Source organism: Grylomicrobium aquisgranense (assembly GCF_033971865.1).
In the GTDB taxonomy this organism is placed as follows: Bacteria; Bacillota_I; Bacilli_A; order Erysipelotrichales; family Erysipelotrichaceae; genus Bulleidia; species Bulleidia massiliensis.
The window spans coordinates 82172-101445 of the sequence record NZ_JALBUR010000006.1 but is presented as its reverse complement, the minus strand read 5'-3'; the positions used below and the strand labels follow the sequence as shown (position 1 = coordinate 101445).

The 19274-nt window shown below is 49.1% G+C and carries 19 protein-coding genes; 17 read left to right on the top strand and 2 right to left on the bottom strand.

Going from position 1 to position 19274, the window contains the following annotated elements; genetic code table 11:
• Positions 1-95: 95 nt before the first annotated feature.
• The 14 genes from fmt (at position 96) to tyrS (ending at position 13957) form a co-directional block, all read left to right on the top strand.
• The gene (fmt, locus tag MOZ60_RS04090) at positions 96-1037 is read left to right on the top strand and encodes a methionyl-tRNA formyltransferase (RefSeq protein ID WP_370595739.1); all 942 of its coding nucleotides are present in this window, start codon (positions 96-98) and stop codon (positions 1035-1037) included.
• Positions 1034-2857, top strand: a complete 1824-nt coding sequence (gene lepA, locus MOZ60_RS04085; RefSeq protein ID WP_445972110.1) for a translation elongation factor 4 — start codon at positions 1034-1036, stop codon at positions 2855-2857. Before fmt ends, lepA begins: the two co-directional genes overlap by 4 nt.
• Complete coding sequence (gene hemW / locus MOZ60_RS04080; protein ID WP_370595738.1) at positions 2850-3950, top strand: radical SAM family heme chaperone HemW; 1101 nt, start codon at positions 2850-2852, stop codon at positions 3948-3950. Before lepA ends, hemW begins: the two co-directional genes overlap by 8 nt.
• Before the next feature lies 1 nt (position 3951).
• Positions 3952-4353: a hypothetical protein gene (locus tag MOZ60_RS04075; RefSeq protein WP_108774011.1), complete on the top strand. Its 402-nt coding sequence runs from the start codon at positions 3952-3954 to the stop codon at positions 4351-4353.
• A 109-nt stretch (positions 4354-4462) separates the two neighbouring features.
• Positions 4463-4729 carry a 30S ribosomal protein S15 gene (gene rpsO, locus MOZ60_RS04070; RefSeq protein WP_108774471.1) on the top strand — a complete coding sequence of 89 codons (267 nt, stop codon included), beginning with the start codon at positions 4463-4465 and terminating at the stop codon, positions 4727-4729.
• A 46-nt stretch (positions 4730-4775) separates the two neighbouring features.
• Entirely contained in the window at positions 4776-5429 is a 654-nt protein-coding gene (locus MOZ60_RS04065; protein WP_370595737.1) for a GIY-YIG nuclease family protein, read from the top strand.
• A gap of 154 nt (positions 5430-5583) precedes the next feature.
• Complete coding sequence (pnp, locus tag MOZ60_RS04060; RefSeq protein ID WP_277634547.1) at positions 5584-7815, top strand: polyribonucleotide nucleotidyltransferase; 2232 nt, start codon at positions 5584-5586, stop codon at positions 7813-7815.
• 59 nt (positions 7816-7874) lie between these two features.
• A complete protein-coding gene (gene trmB / locus MOZ60_RS04055; protein WP_370595736.1) occupies positions 7875-8534 on the top strand; it encodes a tRNA (guanosine(46)-N7)-methyltransferase TrmB in 660 nt (219 codons plus the stop codon).
• 15 nt (positions 8535-8549) lie between these two features.
• Positions 8550-9248: a hypothetical protein gene (locus MOZ60_RS04050; RefSeq protein WP_277008374.1), complete on the top strand. Its 699-nt coding sequence runs from the start codon at positions 8550-8552 to the stop codon at positions 9246-9248.
• Positions 9249-9330: 82 nt separating this feature from the next.
• The gene (locus MOZ60_RS04045) at positions 9331-10224 is read left to right on the top strand and encodes a hypothetical protein (RefSeq protein ID WP_108774006.1); all 894 of its coding nucleotides are present in this window, start codon (positions 9331-9333) and stop codon (positions 10222-10224) included.
• A gap of 177 nt (positions 10225-10401) precedes the next feature.
• Positions 10402-10776 carry a hypothetical protein gene (locus tag MOZ60_RS04040; protein WP_108774005.1) on the top strand — a complete coding sequence of 125 codons (375 nt, stop codon included), beginning with the start codon at positions 10402-10404 and terminating at the stop codon, positions 10774-10776.
• Positions 10769-11458, top strand: coding sequence for an MlaD family protein (locus MOZ60_RS04035; RefSeq protein WP_370595735.1), 690 nt, complete (start codon positions 10769-10771; stop codon positions 11456-11458). The genes MOZ60_RS04040 and MOZ60_RS04035 overlap by 8 nt, the downstream gene beginning before the upstream one ends.
• Entirely contained in the window at positions 11455-12447 is a 993-nt protein-coding gene (locus MOZ60_RS04030; protein WP_108774003.1) for a LacI family DNA-binding transcriptional regulator, read from the top strand. Before MOZ60_RS04035 ends, MOZ60_RS04030 begins: the two co-directional genes overlap by 4 nt.
• A 262-nt stretch (positions 12448-12709) precedes the next feature.
• A complete protein-coding gene (gene tyrS, locus MOZ60_RS04025; RefSeq protein WP_277634553.1) occupies positions 12710-13957 on the top strand; it encodes a tyrosine--tRNA ligase in 1248 nt (415 codons plus the stop codon).
• Positions 13958-14024: 67 nt separating this feature from the next.
• Here tyrS and murC read toward each other — a convergent pair whose 3' ends face one another.
• Entirely contained in the window at positions 14025-15443 is a 1419-nt protein-coding gene (gene murC / locus MOZ60_RS04020) for a UDP-N-acetylmuramate--L-alanine ligase (protein ID WP_277008368.1), read from the bottom strand.
• 130 nt (positions 15444-15573) lie between these two features.
• On the opposite strand from murC, the gene MOZ60_RS04015 reads away from it, so the two are divergent.
• The 3 genes from MOZ60_RS04015 to MOZ60_RS04005 are packed head-to-tail and all read left to right on the top strand — an operon-like array spanning position 15574 to position 18344.
• Positions 15574-16092, top strand: a complete 519-nt coding sequence (locus MOZ60_RS04015) for a hypothetical protein (RefSeq protein ID WP_277634554.1) — start codon at positions 15574-15576, stop codon at positions 16090-16092.
• Positions 16093-16095: 3 nt separating this feature from the next.
• Complete coding sequence (locus MOZ60_RS04010) at positions 16096-17655, top strand: MATE family efflux transporter (protein ID WP_370595734.1); 1560 nt, start codon at positions 16096-16098, stop codon at positions 17653-17655.
• Positions 17652-18344, top strand: coding sequence for a pseudouridine synthase (locus tag MOZ60_RS04005; RefSeq protein WP_108773998.1), 693 nt, complete (start codon positions 17652-17654; stop codon positions 18342-18344). The genes MOZ60_RS04010 and MOZ60_RS04005 overlap by 4 nt, the downstream gene beginning before the upstream one ends.
• Here the strand turns inward: MOZ60_RS04005 and ispH are convergent.
• Positions 18319-19221: a 4-hydroxy-3-methylbut-2-enyl diphosphate reductase gene (gene ispH, locus MOZ60_RS04000; RefSeq protein WP_370595733.1), complete on the bottom strand. Its 903-nt coding sequence runs from the start codon at positions 19219-19221 to the stop codon at positions 18319-18321. The genes MOZ60_RS04005 and ispH overlap by 26 nt on opposite strands.
• Positions 19222-19274: the final 53 nt, after the last annotated feature.

Genomic DNA, 19274 nt, shown 5'->3' with positions numbered 1-19274 from the left:
TTGCAATGAAAACAGCAGCCATGCTGTATTTTGTGAATAAGATGTGCTTTAATGGCAAATTTAGTATAATTGGCGGGACAAAGGAGGACATCCTCATGTTTAACGAAAGAATTGTGTTCTTCGGTACATCTGAATTTTCATGCGGCATTCTGGAAACACTTGTAAACGAATCATACAATGTTGTGGCTGCTGTTTCCCAGCCGGACCGTCCTTCCGGACGTCATCATGTCCTGAAGCCTACGCCGGTTCATGCCTTTTGTGATGCCCATGGCATCTGCTGCCTGCAGCCGCAGTCTTTGCGCAAAGAATTTCAGCAGGTACTCGATGCAAAGCCGGACCTCATCCTGACATGTTCCTATGGGCAGATGGTTCCAGAGGCGGTTCTGAAGGCACCGCGGCTTGGCTGCCTGAATATTCACCCATCGCTTCTGCCAAAATACAGAGGCGGTGCACCAATGCATTTTCCTATTTTCAATGGTGATACAGAAACCGGTGTCTCTTTGATGGAAATGGTCAAAGCTATGGATGCCGGCAGAGTTTATGCCCAGGTGCGGGTTCCTATCGGCCCGGATGAAACCGAAGCGCAGCTGGAAAAGAAACTGCTTGAGACTTCGATTCAGATGGTAAAGGATGATCTGCCTGCCTATCTGGAAGGAAAGCTGCCGGGTACACCCCAGGATGACAGCAAGGCAACATATTGTTCCAATATACCGCCGGAAATGGAAGAGGTTCATTTCCGCAGTGAACCCATTGATGCTTTATACAATCACATCCGTGCACTGATTGACTGGCCGATCCCATATGGCCGCATTGAAGGCAGACGGGTCAGAATCTTTGCGGCTGGCAAAGAGAAAAAGGAAGTGTCTGCAGAACCGGGCACCGTACTTGGCTTTGCGGATCATGCCATGCTGGTGGCAGCCAATGGCGGCATCATCCACATCTATGAACTGCAGATGGAAGGCCGCAAACGGATGAGCGCAGATGCCTTTGCCAATGGCTATGCGCGCGAATTGACAGGAAAGAGATTTGATGCATGATTGATCAGTCACATATCAGAAATTTCTGTATTATTGCCCATATTGACCATGGCAAAAGTACACTTGCTGACCGCATTCTGGAAATGACAGATACGGTCAAGGAACGCGACATGAAAGCACAGATCCTGGATGACATGGATCTGGAAAGAGAGCGCGGCATTACCATCAAGCTCAATGCCGTGCAGCTTTCCTATACAGCAAAAAACCATGAAACGTATCTGTTTAATCTGATTGATACGCCAGGTCATGTCGATTTCAGCTATGAAGTATCACGCTCCCTGGCTGCCTGTGAGGGCGCTGTCCTGGTCGTGGATGCTACCCAGGGCGTACAGGCACAGACCCTTGCCAATACGTATCTTGCTTTGGACAATGACCTGGAAGTGATTCCTGTCATTAACAAGGTAGACATGAATAATGCCAGACCCGAAGAAACAAAGCGTGAAATCGAAAATATCATCGGCCTGGACTGCTCGGATGCCCCTGAGATTTCAGCCAGAACCGGTCTGCATGTACAGGATGTTCTGGAACAGATCGTCGCAAAGATTCCAGCACCATCCGGATCACCGGACAAACCTCTGCAGGCACTTGTCTTTGACTCCTTTTATGATCCTTACCGCGGCGTGATTGCCTTAGTCAGAATCAGGGAAGGACAGCTTTCCGTTGGCGATCATATCCGCTTCATGGCAACCGGCGGGGAATATGAAGTTGTGGAAGCAGGTATCCGCAATCCAAAGGAAGTACAGGTACATACGCTTGTCTGCGGTGATGTCGGCTGGTTTGCGGCAAGCATCAAGGATATTCACGATGTCCGTGTCGGCGACACCGTTACGGATGTCAACCATCCTGCTGATAAACCATTGGCAGGATACAAGAAAATGAATCCAATGGTCTACTGCGGCCTGTATCCAAGTGATGCCGCCAAGTACGAAGACCTGCATGAAGCACTGGACAAACTGCAGCTCAATGATGCATCCCTGCAGTATGAACCCGAAACATCCCAGGCCCTTGGCTTTGGCTTCCGGGTCGGATTCCTCGGCCTGCTGCACATGGATGTTGTCCAGGAACGCCTGGAAAGAGAATACAATCTGGCTCTGATTGCCACAGCCCCATCCGTAATCTATCACTGCTATCTGTCTGATGGCACCATGGTGGAAGTGGATAACCCGGCAAGAATGCCGGATGCCACCCGGATTGACCACATTGAGGAGCCTTTTGTCAGGGCAGAGATCATGGTGCCGGATGCCTACATCGGCGGTGTCATGGATCTGTGCCAGCATAAGCGCGGCATCTATAAAAGCATGGATGTCATTGACGAAGGCCGCAACACATTGATTTATGAACTGCCGCTGTCTGAAATCATCTTTGATTTCTTTGACCGGCTCAAATCCTGTTCCAGAGGCTATGCATCCCTGGATTATGAAATCATCGGCTACCGCAGAGAGGATCTCGTCCGTATGGACATTCTGCTCAATGGAGAAATGGTCGATGCCCTCAGTGTCATCGTCCATCGTGATGATGCCTACAGCCGCGGATCTCTGATTACCAGAAAACTGAAGGACCTGATTCCCAAGCAGCAGTTTGAGATCCCGGTGCAGGCAGCCATCGGCGGCAAAATCATTGCCCGCACCAACATCAAGTCATTGCGCAAAAATGTGTTAGCCAAATGCTATGGCGGTGATATCTCCCGTAAGAAAAAGCTGCTGGAAAAGCAGAAAGAGGGCAAGAAGAGAATGAAGGCCGTTGGTTCGGTTGTCATTCCGCAGGAAGCCTTTATGGCAGTCCTGTCAGTAGATGATGAAAATGGGAAGCGCAATGGCTGAATCACTTTACGTGCATGTGCCATTCTGTACTTCTATCTGCTTCTATTGTGACTTTGCCCATGTGGTATATCAGAAAAATCTGGTGCAGCAATGGCTCCATGCGCTTTCTGTGCAGTTATCACACATGAAGATCAACCACCAGCTGAAAACCATCTATGTGGGCGGCGGTACACCGGGATGCCTGCATGATGATGAGCTTGCCGCACTGCTGAAGATGCTGGATCCCTATTGCCATGAAGTGCAGGAATATACGGTAGAATGCAATCCTGAATCCCTGACGCTGGAAAAGGCTGCCTTGTTGGCAAAACATGGCGTCAACCGTGTATCCCTTGGCATGCAGAGTGCAGATGACAGGCTGCTGGCATCCATCGGCCGCCATCATACCTTTGCGGATACATGCCGTGCTGTATCTTTGTTAAAACAGGCAGGCATCCATAACATCTCACTGGATCTGATGTATTCACTGCCGCACCAGACAATGAAGGATCTGCAGGATTCCATTGCCAGGGCAATCGCCCTGGAACCGACGCATCTGTCCCTGTACTCTTTGACCGTTGAAAAGAATACGGTATTTGGCAGAAAGGGCATCCAGCCATTGGATGATGATACCGAAGCAGACATGTATGAATATATCTGCTGCGAGCTTCCCCGCCATGGCTACCGGCAGTATGAGATTTCCAATTTCTGTCTGGATGGTTATGAATCCAGGCATAATCTTGCCTACTGGCACTATGATGACTTTTATGGTGTCTCGTGCGGGGCAAGCGGGAAAGAAGGACTGCTGCGCTATGACAATGAGAAGAATCTGATGCGATATCTACAGAATCCCATGGCAAGGAATGAGATTCATCTGGACCGGCAGGACGCTCAGTTTGAGATGATCATGATGTCGCTGCGGCTGAAAAAGGGACTGGATCTTTCTGCTTATCAGCACCGCTTCCATCATGCCTATGAAGAAGACTATGGTTCAAAAACAGAGGCATTGATCAAAAGGGGATGGCTGGAAGAAAGTGATGGCTATGTGCGCTGCAGTGATCAAGGCTATGAAATATGCAATACGGTACTGGAAGAATTGATGCCGGAGGGAGAATAAGATGGCAAATGGAATGAAGAAAAACAACAAGGTGCACAAAGTCAGTGAGCGTGCTCTGGAACAGCAGAGAGAAAAGGCTGAGGAAGAAAAGAAGAGACAGGCAGCTCTGGCAAGAAGGAATGAAACCAAAGAGACTTTCAAGTCGGCAATGATGTCATCAATCGGCGGTCTGCTGACCTTAGTCTCCTTACTGCTGGGAATGTATGGACTTCTGTCCATTCCAGCCATCATACTGTGCTGGATAGGCTTGAAGAAAAACAAAGACTATGGCTGGCGGGGTATCATTATTCCGCTCATCTGCATCATCCTGAATATTGCCTGGATCATTTTCCAGATTGTGATGATCTTTTCGCCGACTGTCCGCGTTGGCTTCTATAATATGGTCAAGTCGATGTCAAACTGATTGCTTGGAAGGCTTTGATGTGTTAACATAAAGCAGATTTCAGGCTGGATCCACCGTATCCTCAACGGAGAGCTGGACTGGAATGACAGAAAGAAAGAGGAAGAATAAAATGCTGGAAAAAGAAGTTGTAGCACAGATTGTCAAAGAGTATGGCCGCAAGGAAGGCGATACAGGTTCTGCTGAAGTGCAGGTTGCCCTGCTGACAGAGCAGATCAAGCGTCTGACTGAGCACATGAAGGCCAACAAGAAGGACTATGCTTCCAACCGTGGTCTGATGAAGATGGTTGGACGCAGAAGAAACATGCTTGAGTATCTCAAGAGAACGGATGTCAACCGTTACAGAGAACTCGTCAAGAAGCTGGGTCTGCGTAAGTAATTGCAAGTCATACAAACTGGCAGGACATCCTGTCAGTTTTTCATTTATGGGTGAGAAGAAATGGGTATACATCCTGCTTTGTGAAGATGGCAGCTATTACACAGGCTGGACCAATGATCTTACGGGGCGTTATCAGCGACATTGCCAGGGAAAAGGTGCAAAATATACTCACAGCCATCATCCTCTAGCAATTGCATATGCAAAATGCTATGATTCTCGTAGAGAGGCAATGAGTCAGGAGTGGCATTTGAAACAATTGAGCCATGCAGAGAAGAAGGATCTCATTGCCGCATATGAGGCTGAAAACAAAGGAGAAAAGATCATGGAAGAACTGAAGATTTACCGCTGCCGCAAGTGCGGAAAGATTGTCATTGAAACACATGCATCCGGCTGTGTGCCGGTATGCTGCGGCGAAGAGATGGAGCTGCTGAAGGCCAACACAACAGATGGTGCTGCTGAAAAGCATGTACCGGTTGTTGTCCGCGAAGATGGCAAGGTCATTGTCAATGTCGGCTCTGTTGACCATCCGATGCTGCCGGAACACTACATCGAGTTCATTGTTCTGCAGAGTGAGAATGGTTTCCGTGTTGTCAAGCTCAACCCGGGTGAAAAGCCGCGTACAGAACTGTATGCAGATGAGCCGGTCAAGGCCGTCTATGAGTTCTGCAATCTGCACGGACTTTGGAAGACAGAAATCTGATTTCAGTCAAAAGATGCGAACAAAAGCCCTGCGGGGCTTTTTTCGTATGTGCTGCCTGCCCATTTTGCAGTTTCCCATCATTTTTCCATGTGCTATGATAAAACAGTTGATAAATTAAAGAGATTGTTAAAAGAAAGAGAAGATTGCATTCAAAATGGAAAAGTACAAAAGAAGTTGGGACTTCCATGGCCATACGCTGACTGTGGAAAACGGAGAAATTGCCAAACAGGCAGGCGGCTCCGTCTTGATCCGCTATGGGGATACGGTTGTTCTGTCAACAGCTACTGCTTCCTCCCAGGCCAAAGACACGGATTTTTTTCCGCTGACCGTTGTCTATCAGGAAAAGATGTATGCCAATGGTGAAATCCCAGGCGGCTTCCTGCGCCGTGAGGGAAGACCGACAGAACATGGCACACTGACCGCAAGACTCATTGACCGTCCGATCCGTCCGCTGTTTGCAGAAGGATTCCGCAATGAAGTACAGATCGTCAATACTGTTCTCTCCAATGATCCGGACTGCTCCAATGAAATGGCCAGCCTGTTTGGATCCTCCCTGGCTCTGTGTGTTTCCGATATCCCGTTCAATGGACCGGTAGCCGGTGTCAAGGTAGCCAAGATCGGTGATGATTACATCATCAACCCGAGTGTGGAGCAGATGGAACAGGCTGAAATAGACCTGACCGTTGCCGGTACAAAGCAGGCCATCAACATGGTTGAAGCCGGTGCCAAAGAGGTATCCGAAGAGGATATGCTCAAGGCTTTGATGGTCGGACACGAGGCAATCAAGGAACTGTGTGCGATTGAGGAAGAAGTCATCGCTGCCTGTGCCAAGGAAAAGATGGAAGTTGTTCTGTACCAGATTGATCCGGTTGTCAAAAATTATATTGATGCCCATGGTGCCCAGCGCATTCGTGAGGCTGTTTCCATCAAGAGTAAGCTGGAACGCTATCATACGATCGATGAAATCATCGATGAGATGGCAGATGACATCGGCAATATGGAATGGCCGGATGAAAAAGCCTGTGACAAAGCTGTCAAGCAGGCTCATGAATATGGTGTCGAAGTAGAGGCTCAGGAAGTGCGCCGTCTGATTTCTGAAGACAAGATCAGACCGGATGGCCGTGCTCTTGATGAACTGCGGCCGCTGGATTCTCAGGTGGATCTGCTGCCGCGTGCCCATGGCTCTGCCATGTTCACACGTGGTGAGACGCAGGTCATGTCCATCACAACCCTTGGCCCACTGTCTGATGCCCAGACCATTGAAGATCTGACACCAGTCAAAGAAAAGAGATTCATGCACCAATATAATTTCCCGCCGTTCTCTGTTGGCGAGGTTGGCCGCATGGGTTCACCGGGCAGACGTGAAATCGGCCATGGTGCTCTTGGTGAAAGAGCGCTGCGCCAGGTACTGCCGTCAGTAGAAGAATTCCCGTATGCAATCCGTACATGTGCCGAAGTCCTGGAATCCAATGGCTCCTCTTCCCAGGCATCCATCTGTGCAGGTACGATGTCCCTGATGGCTGCTGGTGTACCGATCAAGGCAATGGTAGCCGGTGTTGCCATGGGTCTCATTACCGTTGGCGATACCTATTCCATTCTGACAGATATTCAGGGTATGGAAGATCATTACGGTGACATGGACTTCAAGGTTGCCGGCACCCGCAAGGGTATTACAGCTCTGCAGATGGATATCAAGGTGACAGGCATTTCCGAAAAGATCCTTGCCGAGGCACTGGCTCAGGCACACAAGGGCAGAATGCAGATCCTCGATAATATGGAAGCGACCATCTCCGCACCGCGTGATCATGTTTCCAAGTATGCACCGAAGTTTGGCAGAATGACGATTCCGACCGATAAGATCCGCATTGTCATTGGCAAGGGCGGTGAGCAGATCGACAAGATTATCGCCGCATGTGACGATATCAAGATTGATATCGATGATGACGGCAATGTCGTGCTGTACCATACATCTCAGGAGATGATCGACAAGGCCATGAATATGATCCGTGATCTGATCCGTGAGGCACATGTTGGTGAAGTTTATGATGCGACAGTTGCGGAAGTCAGGCCAAGCTTTGCCTTTGTAACACTGTTCCCTGGCACAGATGCCTTGCTGCATGTATCTGAGCTCAGCTGGACAAGAACCGATGATATTCAGCAGGCACTGCATGTCGGTGATACGATCAAGGTCAAGGTGATCTCGATCGATGATGCCGGCAAGGTCAAGGTATCTGCCCGTGAACTGCTGGAAAAGCCGGAAGGCTATGTGGAGAAGAAACCGCTGCGTCCACAGCATGGTGCCCGCGGTGATCGTGACCGTCATCATGACCGCGATCATGAAGGCGGCAACGTGGAAAAGCGTGTCTTCCGCAGAAAGAGTGAATAATCCAGAAAAGAAGGCACCTGCCTTCTTTTTTGGAAGACGAGGAAACAGACACAATGAGAATGAGAAAGAAAAAGTGGGCTGAGCCATACCTGCAGGCCCATACTGACTACGCCCTGGACAATCCGGAAGAAAACAAAGGAAAATGGAAAGAAGTGCTGCATGGACAGAAACTGCATGTCGAGATCGGCTCAGGCAAGGGCGGATATCTGCTTGCTATGAGCAATGCCAATCCGGCTGATGCCTGGGTTGGCATTGAAAAGGACCGCAATGCGGCTGCCGTGGCTGTGCGCAAACAGCTGGAAGATGAGCAGCAGCCGGGCAACCGCTGCATGATCGTCGGGGAAGCCGAAGATCTTGAAAAGTGGTTTGCACCCGGAGAAATCGATGTCATCCATCTGAACTTTTCGGATCCCTGGCCCCGCAAGCGCACGCATAAGCGCCGTCTGTCCGCACCTGCCTTTCTGGATACCTATCGCAAACTGCTTGCAAAAGACGGATATATTGCCATGAAGACCGATAACAAGGATCTGTTTGAAGACAGCGTGATCTGCTTTGTCAATGCAGGCTATGTATTCATGGATTTCTCCGTGGATTTCCGCCGCAATCCTCATCCGGAGGATGCCATTACCGAATATGAGCAGAAGTTCATGGATCTCGGGCAGCCGATTTATCAACTGACAGCACGGCCATGCAAGCCGGCAGGCGATATGCTAAAATAGTGACGGAGGCAGTTCATGAAGAAGCAAATTGGCTGTATCTTATGCCTGTGCACAGTGCTTATGAGCGGCTGCAGCAAAGAGCAGTCATATCAGAATCTTCTGAATGAACGGATTGCGGATGCTCTGGCTGTGCCGCTGACATCCACGGATACCTGTATCAAATACTATTACAGCTATCAGCTGCCGCGCAGTGTCGGAAGCCTGCAGGCAGATGATCTGTCAGTGCTGTTTGACTATGAAGGAACCAGATTCATCATGAATCTGGACACATCCGGCATTCTGCAGGATCTCTATTATCAGCAGGATGACCAGACGGATGCAGACCCGCTGGCATCTTTGACACCCGTGCTGAAGGATGATGGTATCTGTGCCAATGCTGCATCAGGAGAATACACGTATGCCATCCGCATTTATCAGGTGGATTCCATGTATCTGACCCGGGTGACAGTCGGACATATGATCTTTACTGCCATCAGTGATCTGTCTGCAGCCATCAATGTGAGCGATGCCATGCTGCGGATCGGACGCAGTGTCAGTATCAAAGAAAGCCATGTGATTGACGACTTTGCCAATCGCAGTGATACGGTATACCGCGCCGAAAAGACAGCTCTGTTTGAAAACCTTGCACCAGTGAATGGCACGGTTGCCGATCTGTTGAAAAAGGGCGGGCAGACCAATGCGGATGCCCAGGCAAGTGTCGCTCCATCGGAGTGAGAACAACGTAAATATGCAAGGAATCTTAACAAGATTCAAAAAATAGCATAGAATAGTAACGTATGTAAGAAAGGATGAAGTTATGCTTAAGAAACTGCAGAATCTCTTATTCGAAGATGATGATGACGATTATCTCGATGATGAGGATGAGGAAGAAACGGTCAGTGCGGCGCCTGTCAAACCTTCCGCAGTGAAACCGGTGGCAGCGCAGCCCAGAAGAGTTGATTCTGGCAAGCCGGTTCAGGAAAGAAGGGAAGCGCCCTCCGTACAGCCCGCTGTGGAACAGCCTGTTCATACAGCACCGCGGGTCAGCCGGATTGATGTGACACAGGATATCCCGGTACAGAACAGCAAGCCTGCACAGCCGGTATTTCCGCAGATGCCGCCGCGCGAGGAGAAGAAGCCTTCCGGGCTTGGCATAACGGCAGATGATACAGATTACCATCAGCCTGTCCGTCAGAGAACGGTCAAGCCGGCTGTTCCCAAGACACAGAAGCCGAAGAAGCCTTCTAAGCCTGCCTATCAGTTCCAGCCGGTCATCTCGCCGATCTTTGGTGTGGATGAGAAGGATATGACGGCACTGAAAAATACAGCGAAGAAAGCAGCAGAGGCTATGGCTGAAAACGATGAGGACGATGGCAATATCACACCGGTGATTTCACCAATTTATGGCTCTACAGAGCCGCTTGCTGCCAAGAAAGCTGAAACGCATGCAAAGGCTGCACCTGCCCGCAAAGAAGAGCCTGTGGCAACGGCCAATCCGACAGCCGATGAGGAGATCCCTGATTTCTCACTGGATGATATTCTCAAGGTACGTGATGAACAGTACGATGATCATGATGATTCACTGTCTGATACAGCACCGCTGTTCCCGGATCTGAACTTCCCGGATGATCCGGTTCCGGACGCAAAGCCTGCAAAACCGGAAGAAGAACCGGATCAGACCATGATCCTGAAGAAGCCGCTGACCAAGTAAGCAATTCCGGAAGATTTATGTCAATTGACCTGCAGATCGTTTCTGCAGGTTTTTTTACGCTGCTGTTTGTCCTGGCGTTAATAAATCCCTTGTTTTGACAGGATTAAAGCGCTATCATTCACATTGTAAAACTTTTCATTATGTTTTATAATCAAACGAAGAAGAGAGGAATTGTATATGGACGCATTATTAACGGACCTGCAGAATGTCTGCACACAGCTGCTGCCGATCCTTGGTGCGGTGGCACTTGTCTTTCTCTGCATTTTCATCAAGAAACTGTGGCAGATGGTGGATACCGGAAATGAGAGGTTAAAACAGCTTTCATCTACGCTTGATAAAGCGGACCTCAGCATGGAAAAGATCCAGGCACCTCTGGATACTGCCGTCAAGCTTTCTCATTCCGTAGATAAAGTACAGGATAAAGCTGAACAGGCCTTTGGAAAAATGACAGATTTTACAACTGACAGCCTCAATAATTTAAAGGATTTTGCTGCCAGAAAAAAGGAAGAGAATGAACAGGAAGGCACAGAACAGGTGAAGAGCGATGAGTGAAGAAAAGGATAATGGCACGAAGCGGGATGAGAGCCGTGAGCCGATTGAAGACATTGAAAAGACCGTCGAAGATCTGAAAAAGAAGATTATGGAGATTTCTTCCGAAGAAAATGAGGAAAACGAGGAACCTGAAGCCAGTATTCCGCAGTTTGCCGAGGCAAAGAAGAAGATTGCCGAGATCCGGGATAATGCAGTGAAATCGGTCAATAAGAGCATTGAGGAAGCGAAGAATGCGGCTGCGGAAAAGAATTCGCAGGAAGATCTGAAGAAGACACTTGCCTATATCCGTGAAAATGCACGGAAGGTTGTTGATGCTGCCCAGGACAGAATGGACGCATTGAAGAATGATCCTAAGGTCCGCCAGAATGTCGAGGGGGCAAAAGAAGCTGCTGCTGATGCACTGTCCAAGGCATCTGATGCAATGAAACAGGCAGCAGACAATACAAAGAATTATCTGGATAACAGGCTGAGTGATGACCAGAAGGCACAGTTGAAAGATGCCGGAGACAAGGTCGGAGCTGCGCTGAATGAGACAAAAGAACATGTATCCAAAGCAGTAGAAGATTTCAGGAACAATCCGCAGGTACAGGAGTTCGGCCGCAAGAGTGCTGATGCTGCACAGAAGGGTGCCGAAGCACTCCGCGGACTGTTTGATCATAAGGATGGAGGCGACGACAGATGAAGCGGGTCACAATCTATGATGTAGCCAAGGAAGCAGGCGTTTCCCTTGCGACGGTTTCCCGTGTGATCAATGGTTCCAACGTTGTCAAGGAACCTACCAAAGAGCGTGTCCAGGCAGCTATTGACAAACTTGGCTATAAGCCGAATGCCATTGCCCAGGGGCTGGCTCTGCAGAAGACAACCGTCATCGGTCTTGTTATTCCGGAGGCATCCTTCACGTATACCGGCCAGATTATCAACGGTCTTCTGGATGTTGCCAAAATCTATAATTACAACATCATGCTGCATACAATTACAGCAGGCATTACGGATATAAATGATGTCATTGAGGATATCATCAAGTCCCGTGTGGATGGCGTAATTGTCTATAATGCCAAGCTGCAGATGGATGAGATGGAAGAGCTGTCCAAGTACAATATTCCGATTGTCATCATCGGCAATAAGGTCAAGGGTGAGAATGTTGCTTCGGTCTATGTTGACATTGAGAAAGCAATCTATGAACTTACTGCCAAGTATCTGGAAGAGGGCAAGGAAGATATTGCCATCATTGAGGACCGCAAGAATCCGTATACATGTGCACAGATGGTCAAGGGTGCCCAGCGTGCCTTTGAAGCAAAGGGCAGAAAGTTTGACAACTTCCTGAAGATTCCGCCGGAAAGCCGTACAAGCTATGCCTTCCTGTCCGACTGGTTCAAGGATCATAAATATGACCTGGTCATTGGCAACCGTGATTCCCAGGCAATGGCAGCACTGAACGCTGCCCGTGAGAATGGTATTTCTGTTCCGGATGACATGGAAATTGTCTGTGTCATTGATACCAAGTACAATGCCATGATGAGGCCGGCCATTTCATCCTTCTCGATTCCAAGCTACGATCTTGGTGCAGTCTCCATGCGGGTCATGACCAAGATGCTGCAGAGCGGAGATGAATCGGATAAGGCAATGGAACTGAGCTATCTGTTCACGCCGCGTCAGACAACCAAGGATTGAATTCAAAAACCTGCTGTGTTACAGTAGGCATGCATGGATCGGGCTTACTGGCATCTGTCAGACTGACATCAGAGACATTCCGGATGGTGCAAGGAATGCAGAAACAGATGTGAATTACATCCCGGGAGCACTCCGCTTATGCGGACGTATGCCGGCGTTAGCGGCTAGAGTGCACGCAAGTGAACTAAGGTGGTACCGCGCAGAAGGCGTCCTTAGATATGAGGATGCCTTTTTTATTTGCATCAAGAGAAGAGGAGAATATATGAACTTTATTGAAGAACTGAAATGGCGTGGTCTTGTCAAAGACTGCACAGACATGGAAGGACTTGTCAAACGTCTGGAAAGCCCGGCCACAATTTACTGCGGCTTTGATCCAACTGCAGACTCTCTGCATGTCGGACATCTGCAGCAGATCCTGCTGCTGCGCAGATGGCAGAAAGCAGGCCATACACCGATTGCCCTCTGCGGCGGATTCACCGGCATGATCGGTGATCCAAGACCTACAACAGAAAGAAAACTTCTGAGCCACGAAGAAGTGCTGCACAATGCGGAATGCATCCGCACCCAGCTGGCAAAGTTCCTGGACTTTGAAGGTGACAATGCGGCCATCATGGAAAACAATAACCACTGGCTTGGCAGTCTCAGCCTGCTTGACTTCCTGCGTGACTATGGCAAGCTGTTCAATGTTGCCTACATGCTGCAGAAGGATACCATTAAAAAGAGGCTCGACAGCGGCCTGTCCTACACCGAATTCACATACACGATCCTGCAGGCAATTGACTTTCTGAACCTGCACAAGCTGTATCATTGCGATGTGCAGATCGGCGGTTCTGATCAGTGGGGCAATCTGACCAGCGGCATTGAACTGATCCGCAAGGTGCTTGGTGATGATGAAAAGGTATTTGGCATTACCTCACCATTGATTACCAAGAGCGACGGCACAAAGTTCGGCAAGTCAGAAGGAAAGAATATCTGGCTGGATCCTGCCAGGACAAATGCCTATGAATTCTACCAGTTCTGGCTGAATACACCGGATGCAGATATTGTGGATTACCTCAAGCGTCTGTCCATGCGCACACCAGAAGAGATTGAAGCTCTTGCAGAGAGTCTCAAGAGCGAGCCGGAAAAGCGTGCTTGCCAGAAAGCACTGGCCCAGGAGCTGACCGAGGTTGTGCATGGCAAAGAAGGACTTGCCAAGGCAGAAAAGATCACGGAGACATTCTTCCATGGCTCGATCAAGGACCTGTCGGCATCAGAACTGCGGGAAGGACTCGCAGATGCACCAAAAGCCCATATCGAAGACGGACAGCTGCTGGTGGATGCCCTTGTTTCCAGCGGCATTTCCAAGTCCAAGCGCGATGCCAGAACCCTGATTCAGCAGGGCTCCATTCAGGTCAATGGTGACAAGATCACTGACACTGCCTATGCAATGTGCCGTGACTGTGCATATGATGGTTCCTTCTCCATCATCCGCAAAGGCAAGAAGAACTACTTCGTTCTGGAATTCTGAACAACAATAAAAGCCATATCCGCTTCACGGCAGGTATGGCTTTTACTATACACAGATTTGTAATAACTCAGGCTTTTTTCTCATCCTGCGGATATTCATAATGGAAATTCGTGAGATTGTCCGCAATCTTGTAAACATCACCACCGCCCATGGTGACAAACAGATCATTTTCACCACAGTTCTTTCTTGCCCAGTCTTCAATTTCCTCAAACGTATGGAAGACATGGCACGGTGTGCCAAGTGCCTCAACCTTCTTTGCAAGATCCTGTGAAGAAATGCCAAGGTTATCTGTTTCCCTTGCCGGGAAGATCTCAGTCAGTACAACAAGATCCGCTTCATGCAGTGCCTTGGCAATGTCATCCATCAATGCCTTGGTACGGGAATACGTATGCGGCTGATAGCAGGCAATCAGTCTGCGGTGAGGAATCTTGGATGCTGCATCCAGCGTGACAGCAACTTCAGTCGGATGATGGGCATAGTCGTCTACAATCTGGCAGCCATTGATCTTGCCCTTGAACTGGAAACGTCTGCCGGCACCCTTATACGCACGCAGGGCATCCGTAATGCTTTCCGGCTTGACACCGCACAGATCACAGGCAGCCGCTGCTGCCAGAGAATCCCAGATAAACTGCTTGCCCGGTACTTCCAGCACAATCTTCTGGCTCTGGCCATGCCGGCGCACAAGTGTATAGCTTGCTTCAGCAAGTTCATTGTACTTGATATCCGTGGCATAATAGTCAGCCTTTTCATGATTATCGCCAAAGTAGATGACTTTGCATTTAAGACCATTTGTGATCTCATCAAGGTCTGGAATTTCAGTATTGATGATCAGCCAGCCATCTGCCGGAATGTTTTCGGCAAACAGACGGAAGCTGTGGCGTACATCTGCCAGATCCTTGAAGAAATCAAGATGATCAGCCTCGATATTGGTAATGATGCCAATCCGCGGCTTCAAAGACAGAAAACTGTTGGTATACTCACATGCCTCCGCAACAAATTCATCTGATTTGCCAAGGCGGTAAGAAGTATGCACACTGTTGAGCACACCGCCGATCTGCATGGAAGGATCCTTGCCGTCACGCAGCAGAATCTCTGAAATGAAGGAAGTTGTGGTTGTCTTGCCATGGGTGCCGGCAATACCGATAGACATCGGGAACTGTGCCATAATCTGTCCAAGCAGCTCGGCTCTGGTCAGATGCGGAATGCCAAGGTTCAGCACAGCCTGATATTCCGGATTTGTTTTCGCAATGGCTGCTGTAAAGATGGCACAGTCAATATCTTTTGTAATATTCTCAGCTTTCTGGCCGATGATGACATGAACACCGTCTTTTTCTGCCTGAATCAGGGCAGGGGACTTGGCAATATCGCTGCCCCAGACATCAAAGCCTATTTGTTTCATCATGCCAGCAAGACCGCTCATGGACGAACCGCCGACGCCGCAGAAGTAAAGTTTTGCTGCAGGATGCTTGAAATCGATCTGATACATATGGGTCCTTCTTTCTTTGTACGGTGCTATTATAGCGGAATTGATCCCAAAATGCAGAGAAGCAACATCCGGCTTCCACTGATGCAGAAGCCATCATAATTGGTATAATGAAGAAGCTGACAGGTACGCTATGAGAAAAAGCAACTTAAACCGGGTGCTCGCCGCTGTGATTCTGCTTGCAGGATGCGGCAGCAGCACGCCCTCAACAAAGCTGAAAAACTACCAAACCTATTACCAGGCCGTCATGGATCAGATCCATTTTACGGCAGAATCACGCTTCTATACGCTCAGTGCAGAGATGGAAGAAGTCAGTGAAGGTACCTACAGCTACTACATTGTGCTCGATGAACCAAAAATCGCCATGTACAATGTGGTCATGATTGCAGTGGCCAACGATACGCAGCTGCAGGATGCCGCCACTATGATGCCGAGCATCGGTATTTTTGACGGACCATATTCTCTGATTCCCAACCAGGTCAATTCAGATGATGGTTTTGTCAAGGGAATGGTCATCAGCGGCAGCAGTGATACGGATGAAGTATCACTGAAAATGCTTGTCGAATGGCAGGATAAAAACGGAGAGAATGTTCAGCGGGAATATCATCAGATCACGCTGAATCAGAGTGGAATGCAGTATGTGGAGTCATAAACAATGAGTGAACGAAAGGAACAAATACCGGGTTTTTCTGCCGGCGGCGCCGTGTGCCGCCTGGTGGAACGTTTGATAGAAATGATCGTCATCATCCCGCTGACGATGCTGGCAGGGGCAGACAGTGCCCTGCTTGCACCAGTGATGGTGCTGTATCAGATTGTCTTTGAGGCAGCCTGTGCAGGGGTGCCTTTTGGCATCGCTGTCATCATTTCCCATTACAGCCGCCGTAAGAAATACAAGAATGTCATGGCAGTTTTTCATGATACTGCCATTGCCGGCTTTGTCATTGGCGCCATCCTGGCATCTTTACTAATGATCCTGGCTGCACCGCTTTCTGCCTGGATTCTTGGCAGAGGCGCAGACACCAGTGATATTGCAGCCATGACAGCAGTATTGCGCTGCTTTGCATTGTTTGCCGTCAGTGAAGGCATGCTGGCAGGATTCCGCAGTGTAGATCAGGGCATGAGACGGCATCATGACTATATGCGCGGCGTCCTGGCGGAGCAGGGACTGCGTCTGGTGCTGACCATTCTGCTTGCATGGCTGTGTGTCAGAAAGCTGCAGAAAGCATCTTCCTCTGCCATTATGATGTGCGCGCTTGCCGGCGTATTAGCCTCTGCAGCTGTACTTGCCTACTACATCCATCAGTCACATGGTCTTGGCATGCGCACAAATGCAGTGGATGAAAGCAGAATTCAGAAACAGATCCTGCATGCCAGCCGACCATATCTTATACAGGCTGTTCTCAGCAGTCTGTGGATCTTGTTTGATCTTTTTGTATCTGGATATGCAGGCATTCATTATGGTATTGCTGCCGCAGACATCAAATCTGCACAGGGCATCATCTTTGTTCAGGGATACGCACTGTGTGCATTGCCGCTGCTGCTATCCTGCGTTGACTGCTTCACGCGCCTTCCTCAGATTGAAGAAGCGTTTACCAATGGAGATGGAGACCGGATTGAACAGCATGTCAACCGTGCCTTTGCATCCTTCCTGATCGTAGCAATGCCCCTGGGAACATTTGTATTCCTGCACAGCGATGCCATTGTTAAAGCATTATTCCCATCGATCTATTCTGCCTATACAGCGTCTGTATTCAGATGGACCGGACCGTTAGCAATTCTGTTTGGCATGGGTATTCTGTGCATGTATCTGCTGTCTGCACTGCAGCTGCACAAGCAGCTTGGCACCTATCAGCTGATTGCCTTTGTGATCAAAGCAGCGCTCCTGTTCCCGCTGGTAAAGAAATGGGGCATGAAGGGAATCCTGCTTTCTTCAATTCTCTATTTTGCAGCTTTGGTATTTCTCTCACTGGCAAGAATCCGGACAAGGGCACTGGTAGAATATGGCAGAACCGGCATTGTCCTGCTGAAAGCACTGGCCGGATGCCTTTCCATGCATGGTGCCATGTATCTGCTGTCATTAGCCGGTATTGATGCCGGTGCAGCAGACAGCGGTATTCTCAAGCAGTTCATCCTGATGATGGCAGCCGGTGCAGCAGCCTATTATATGACAGGGGATGTGCTGCGGCTGTTCCCGAAAAGAAGGAAGCGGCAATGATCCGGCTGGATAAAGCACTTGCCTCAATGGGAGAAGGAACCCGCACGCAGGTAAAGCAGATGATCAAGGCGGGTCTGGTACAGGTCAATGGCGTCATCATCCGCAATCCAGATACAAAGATTGCGGAAGACAGTGAGATTGTGCTGGATGGCAGGCCGGTTGTATACCAGAAATATGTGTACTGGATGCTGAATAAACCAGCAGGCTATATTACGGCAACCGAAGGCAGGGAACCGGTTGTCATGGACCTGATTGATCAGCAGGTACATGGCGTTTATCCGGTTGGCCGGCTTGATAAAGATACAGCCGGCCTGCTGCTTTTGACTAATGACGGGCCGTTAGGACATCAATTGCTGTCACCAAAGCATCATGTCGAAAAAGAGTACTATGTCAAAGTAAAAAATCCTGTCAGTGAACAGGATATTGAGAAGATGAAGGCGGGGATCAAAGAAGGAGAGGACCTCTTTCTGCCTGCCGTCTATCATCCGCTTGATGAAACAAGCGGACATATCATTCTCCAGGAAGGAAAGTTTCATGAAGTGAAGCGGATCTTTCTTGCTCTGGATAATGAAGTGCTGTATCTGCAGAGAGTGAGAATGAAGAATCTCGTTCTGGATCCGGATCTGAAAGAAGGAGAATATCGTCCTTTAACCAAAGAAGAGATCAGAGGACTTCAGGATCAGGATTAACATGGGGCAGAATGCCGGTATCGGCATATGTCTGCAGGCAGTCAATGACCTGTTTGGTCAGCGCATTGGGGGTGGATGAACCGCTTGTTACCGCAATGCGCTTTTTATGATGAATCATGTCTTCTTTGAGCTGGCTGGCACTGGAAAGCAGCAATGCATCCGGAATGCCAGCTTTCTTTCCTGTTTCTGCCAGCATACGGGAATTGTTGGAACGGGGATCTCCAACCACAATGAGCAGATCTACATCTTTCAATGCCATGACCGCTTCCTGGCGGATTCTGGTCGCATTGCAGATTTCCTCGGCCACAACAGCATCCGGGAAGCGCTTTTTGCATGCGGCAATGATCTGCTGTGCATCCAGCAGAGAAAGAGTCGTCTGATTTGTAATCAGCACATTGTGCAGCTCTGGCAGGGCAGCCACATCATCCATGCACGTGACAAGATGAATGCGCGGGGAAAGCGATACGGTTCCTTCCGCCTCCGGATGATGCTTTTTGCCAATGTAAATCACATCACCGTCCTGGACATGTTCCTTGACAAGGGTATGCGTCTTCCGCACATCCGGACAGGTCGCATCCACGCAGATCAGGCCTTTTCTTTCTGCTTTTTCACGCACGGCATCACTGATACCGTGGGCAGTGAAGATCACCACACCATCATCAATTTCATCCAGCAGCTGTTCCCTTGTTTTCAGCGGATCCTCAATAAAATGAATTCCTGCTTTCCGGCATGCATCCACAACAAACTGATTATGCACGATCATGCCAAGCATCGTTACTTTCTTGTCAGGATACTTTTTGACGGTTTCTTTTGCCAGCATGATCGCCCTGACAACCCCCTGGCAGTATCCGCGCGGGACAACACTGATGATTTCCATTCGACATTCCTACCTTTTTCGTTATAATTCCATATGCAATTATAGGTGAGAAT

Excerpts from the sequence above, each read along its gene's own strand:
- fmt (WP_370595739.1), top strand. The coding sequence starts at position 96 with ATGTTTAACGAAAGAATTGTGTTCTTCGGTACATCTGAATTTTCATGC.
- lepA (WP_445972110.1), top strand. The coding sequence starts at position 1,034 with ATGATTGATCAGTCACATATCAGAAATTTCTGTATTATTGCCCATATT.
- hemW (WP_370595738.1), top strand. The coding sequence starts at position 2,850 with ATGGCTGAATCACTTTACGTGCATGTGCCATTCTGTACTTCTATCTGC.
- MOZ60_RS04075 (WP_108774011.1), top strand. The coding sequence starts at position 3,952 with ATGGCAAATGGAATGAAGAAAAACAACAAGGTGCACAAAGTCAGTGAG.
- rpsO (WP_108774471.1), top strand. The coding sequence starts at position 4,463 with ATGCTGGAAAAAGAAGTTGTAGCACAGATTGTCAAAGAGTATGGCCGC.
- MOZ60_RS04065 (WP_370595737.1), top strand. The coding sequence starts at position 4,776 with ATGGGTGAGAAGAAATGGGTATACATCCTGCTTTGTGAAGATGGCAGC.
- pnp (WP_277634547.1), top strand. The coding sequence starts at position 5,584 with ATGGAAAAGTACAAAAGAAGTTGGGACTTCCATGGCCATACGCTGACT.
- trmB (WP_370595736.1), top strand. The coding sequence starts at position 7,875 with ATGAGAAAGAAAAAGTGGGCTGAGCCATACCTGCAGGCCCATACTGAC.
- MOZ60_RS04050 (WP_277008374.1), top strand. The coding sequence starts at position 8,550 with ATGAAGAAGCAAATTGGCTGTATCTTATGCCTGTGCACAGTGCTTATG.
- MOZ60_RS04045 (WP_108774006.1), top strand. The coding sequence starts at position 9,331 with ATGCTTAAGAAACTGCAGAATCTCTTATTCGAAGATGATGATGACGAT.
- MOZ60_RS04040 (WP_108774005.1), top strand. The coding sequence starts at position 10,402 with ATGGACGCATTATTAACGGACCTGCAGAATGTCTGCACACAGCTGCTG.
- MOZ60_RS04035 (WP_370595735.1), top strand. The coding sequence starts at position 10,769 with ATGAGTGAAGAAAAGGATAATGGCACGAAGCGGGATGAGAGCCGTGAG.
- MOZ60_RS04030 (WP_108774003.1), top strand. The coding sequence starts at position 11,455 with ATGAAGCGGGTCACAATCTATGATGTAGCCAAGGAAGCAGGCGTTTCC.
- tyrS (WP_277634553.1), top strand. The coding sequence starts at position 12,710 with ATGAACTTTATTGAAGAACTGAAATGGCGTGGTCTTGTCAAAGACTGC.
- murC (WP_277008368.1), bottom strand. The coding sequence starts at position 15,443 with ATGTATCAGATCGATTTCAAGCATCCTGCAGCAAAACTTTACTTCTGC.
- MOZ60_RS04015 (WP_277634554.1), top strand. The coding sequence starts at position 15,574 with ATGAGAAAAAGCAACTTAAACCGGGTGCTCGCCGCTGTGATTCTGCTT.
- MOZ60_RS04010 (WP_370595734.1), top strand. The coding sequence starts at position 16,096 with ATGAGTGAACGAAAGGAACAAATACCGGGTTTTTCTGCCGGCGGCGCC.
- MOZ60_RS04005 (WP_108773998.1), top strand. The coding sequence starts at position 17,652 with ATGATCCGGCTGGATAAAGCACTTGCCTCAATGGGAGAAGGAACCCGC.
- ispH (WP_370595733.1), bottom strand. The coding sequence starts at position 19,221 with ATGGAAATCATCAGTGTTGTCCCGCGCGGATACTGCCAGGGGGTTGTC.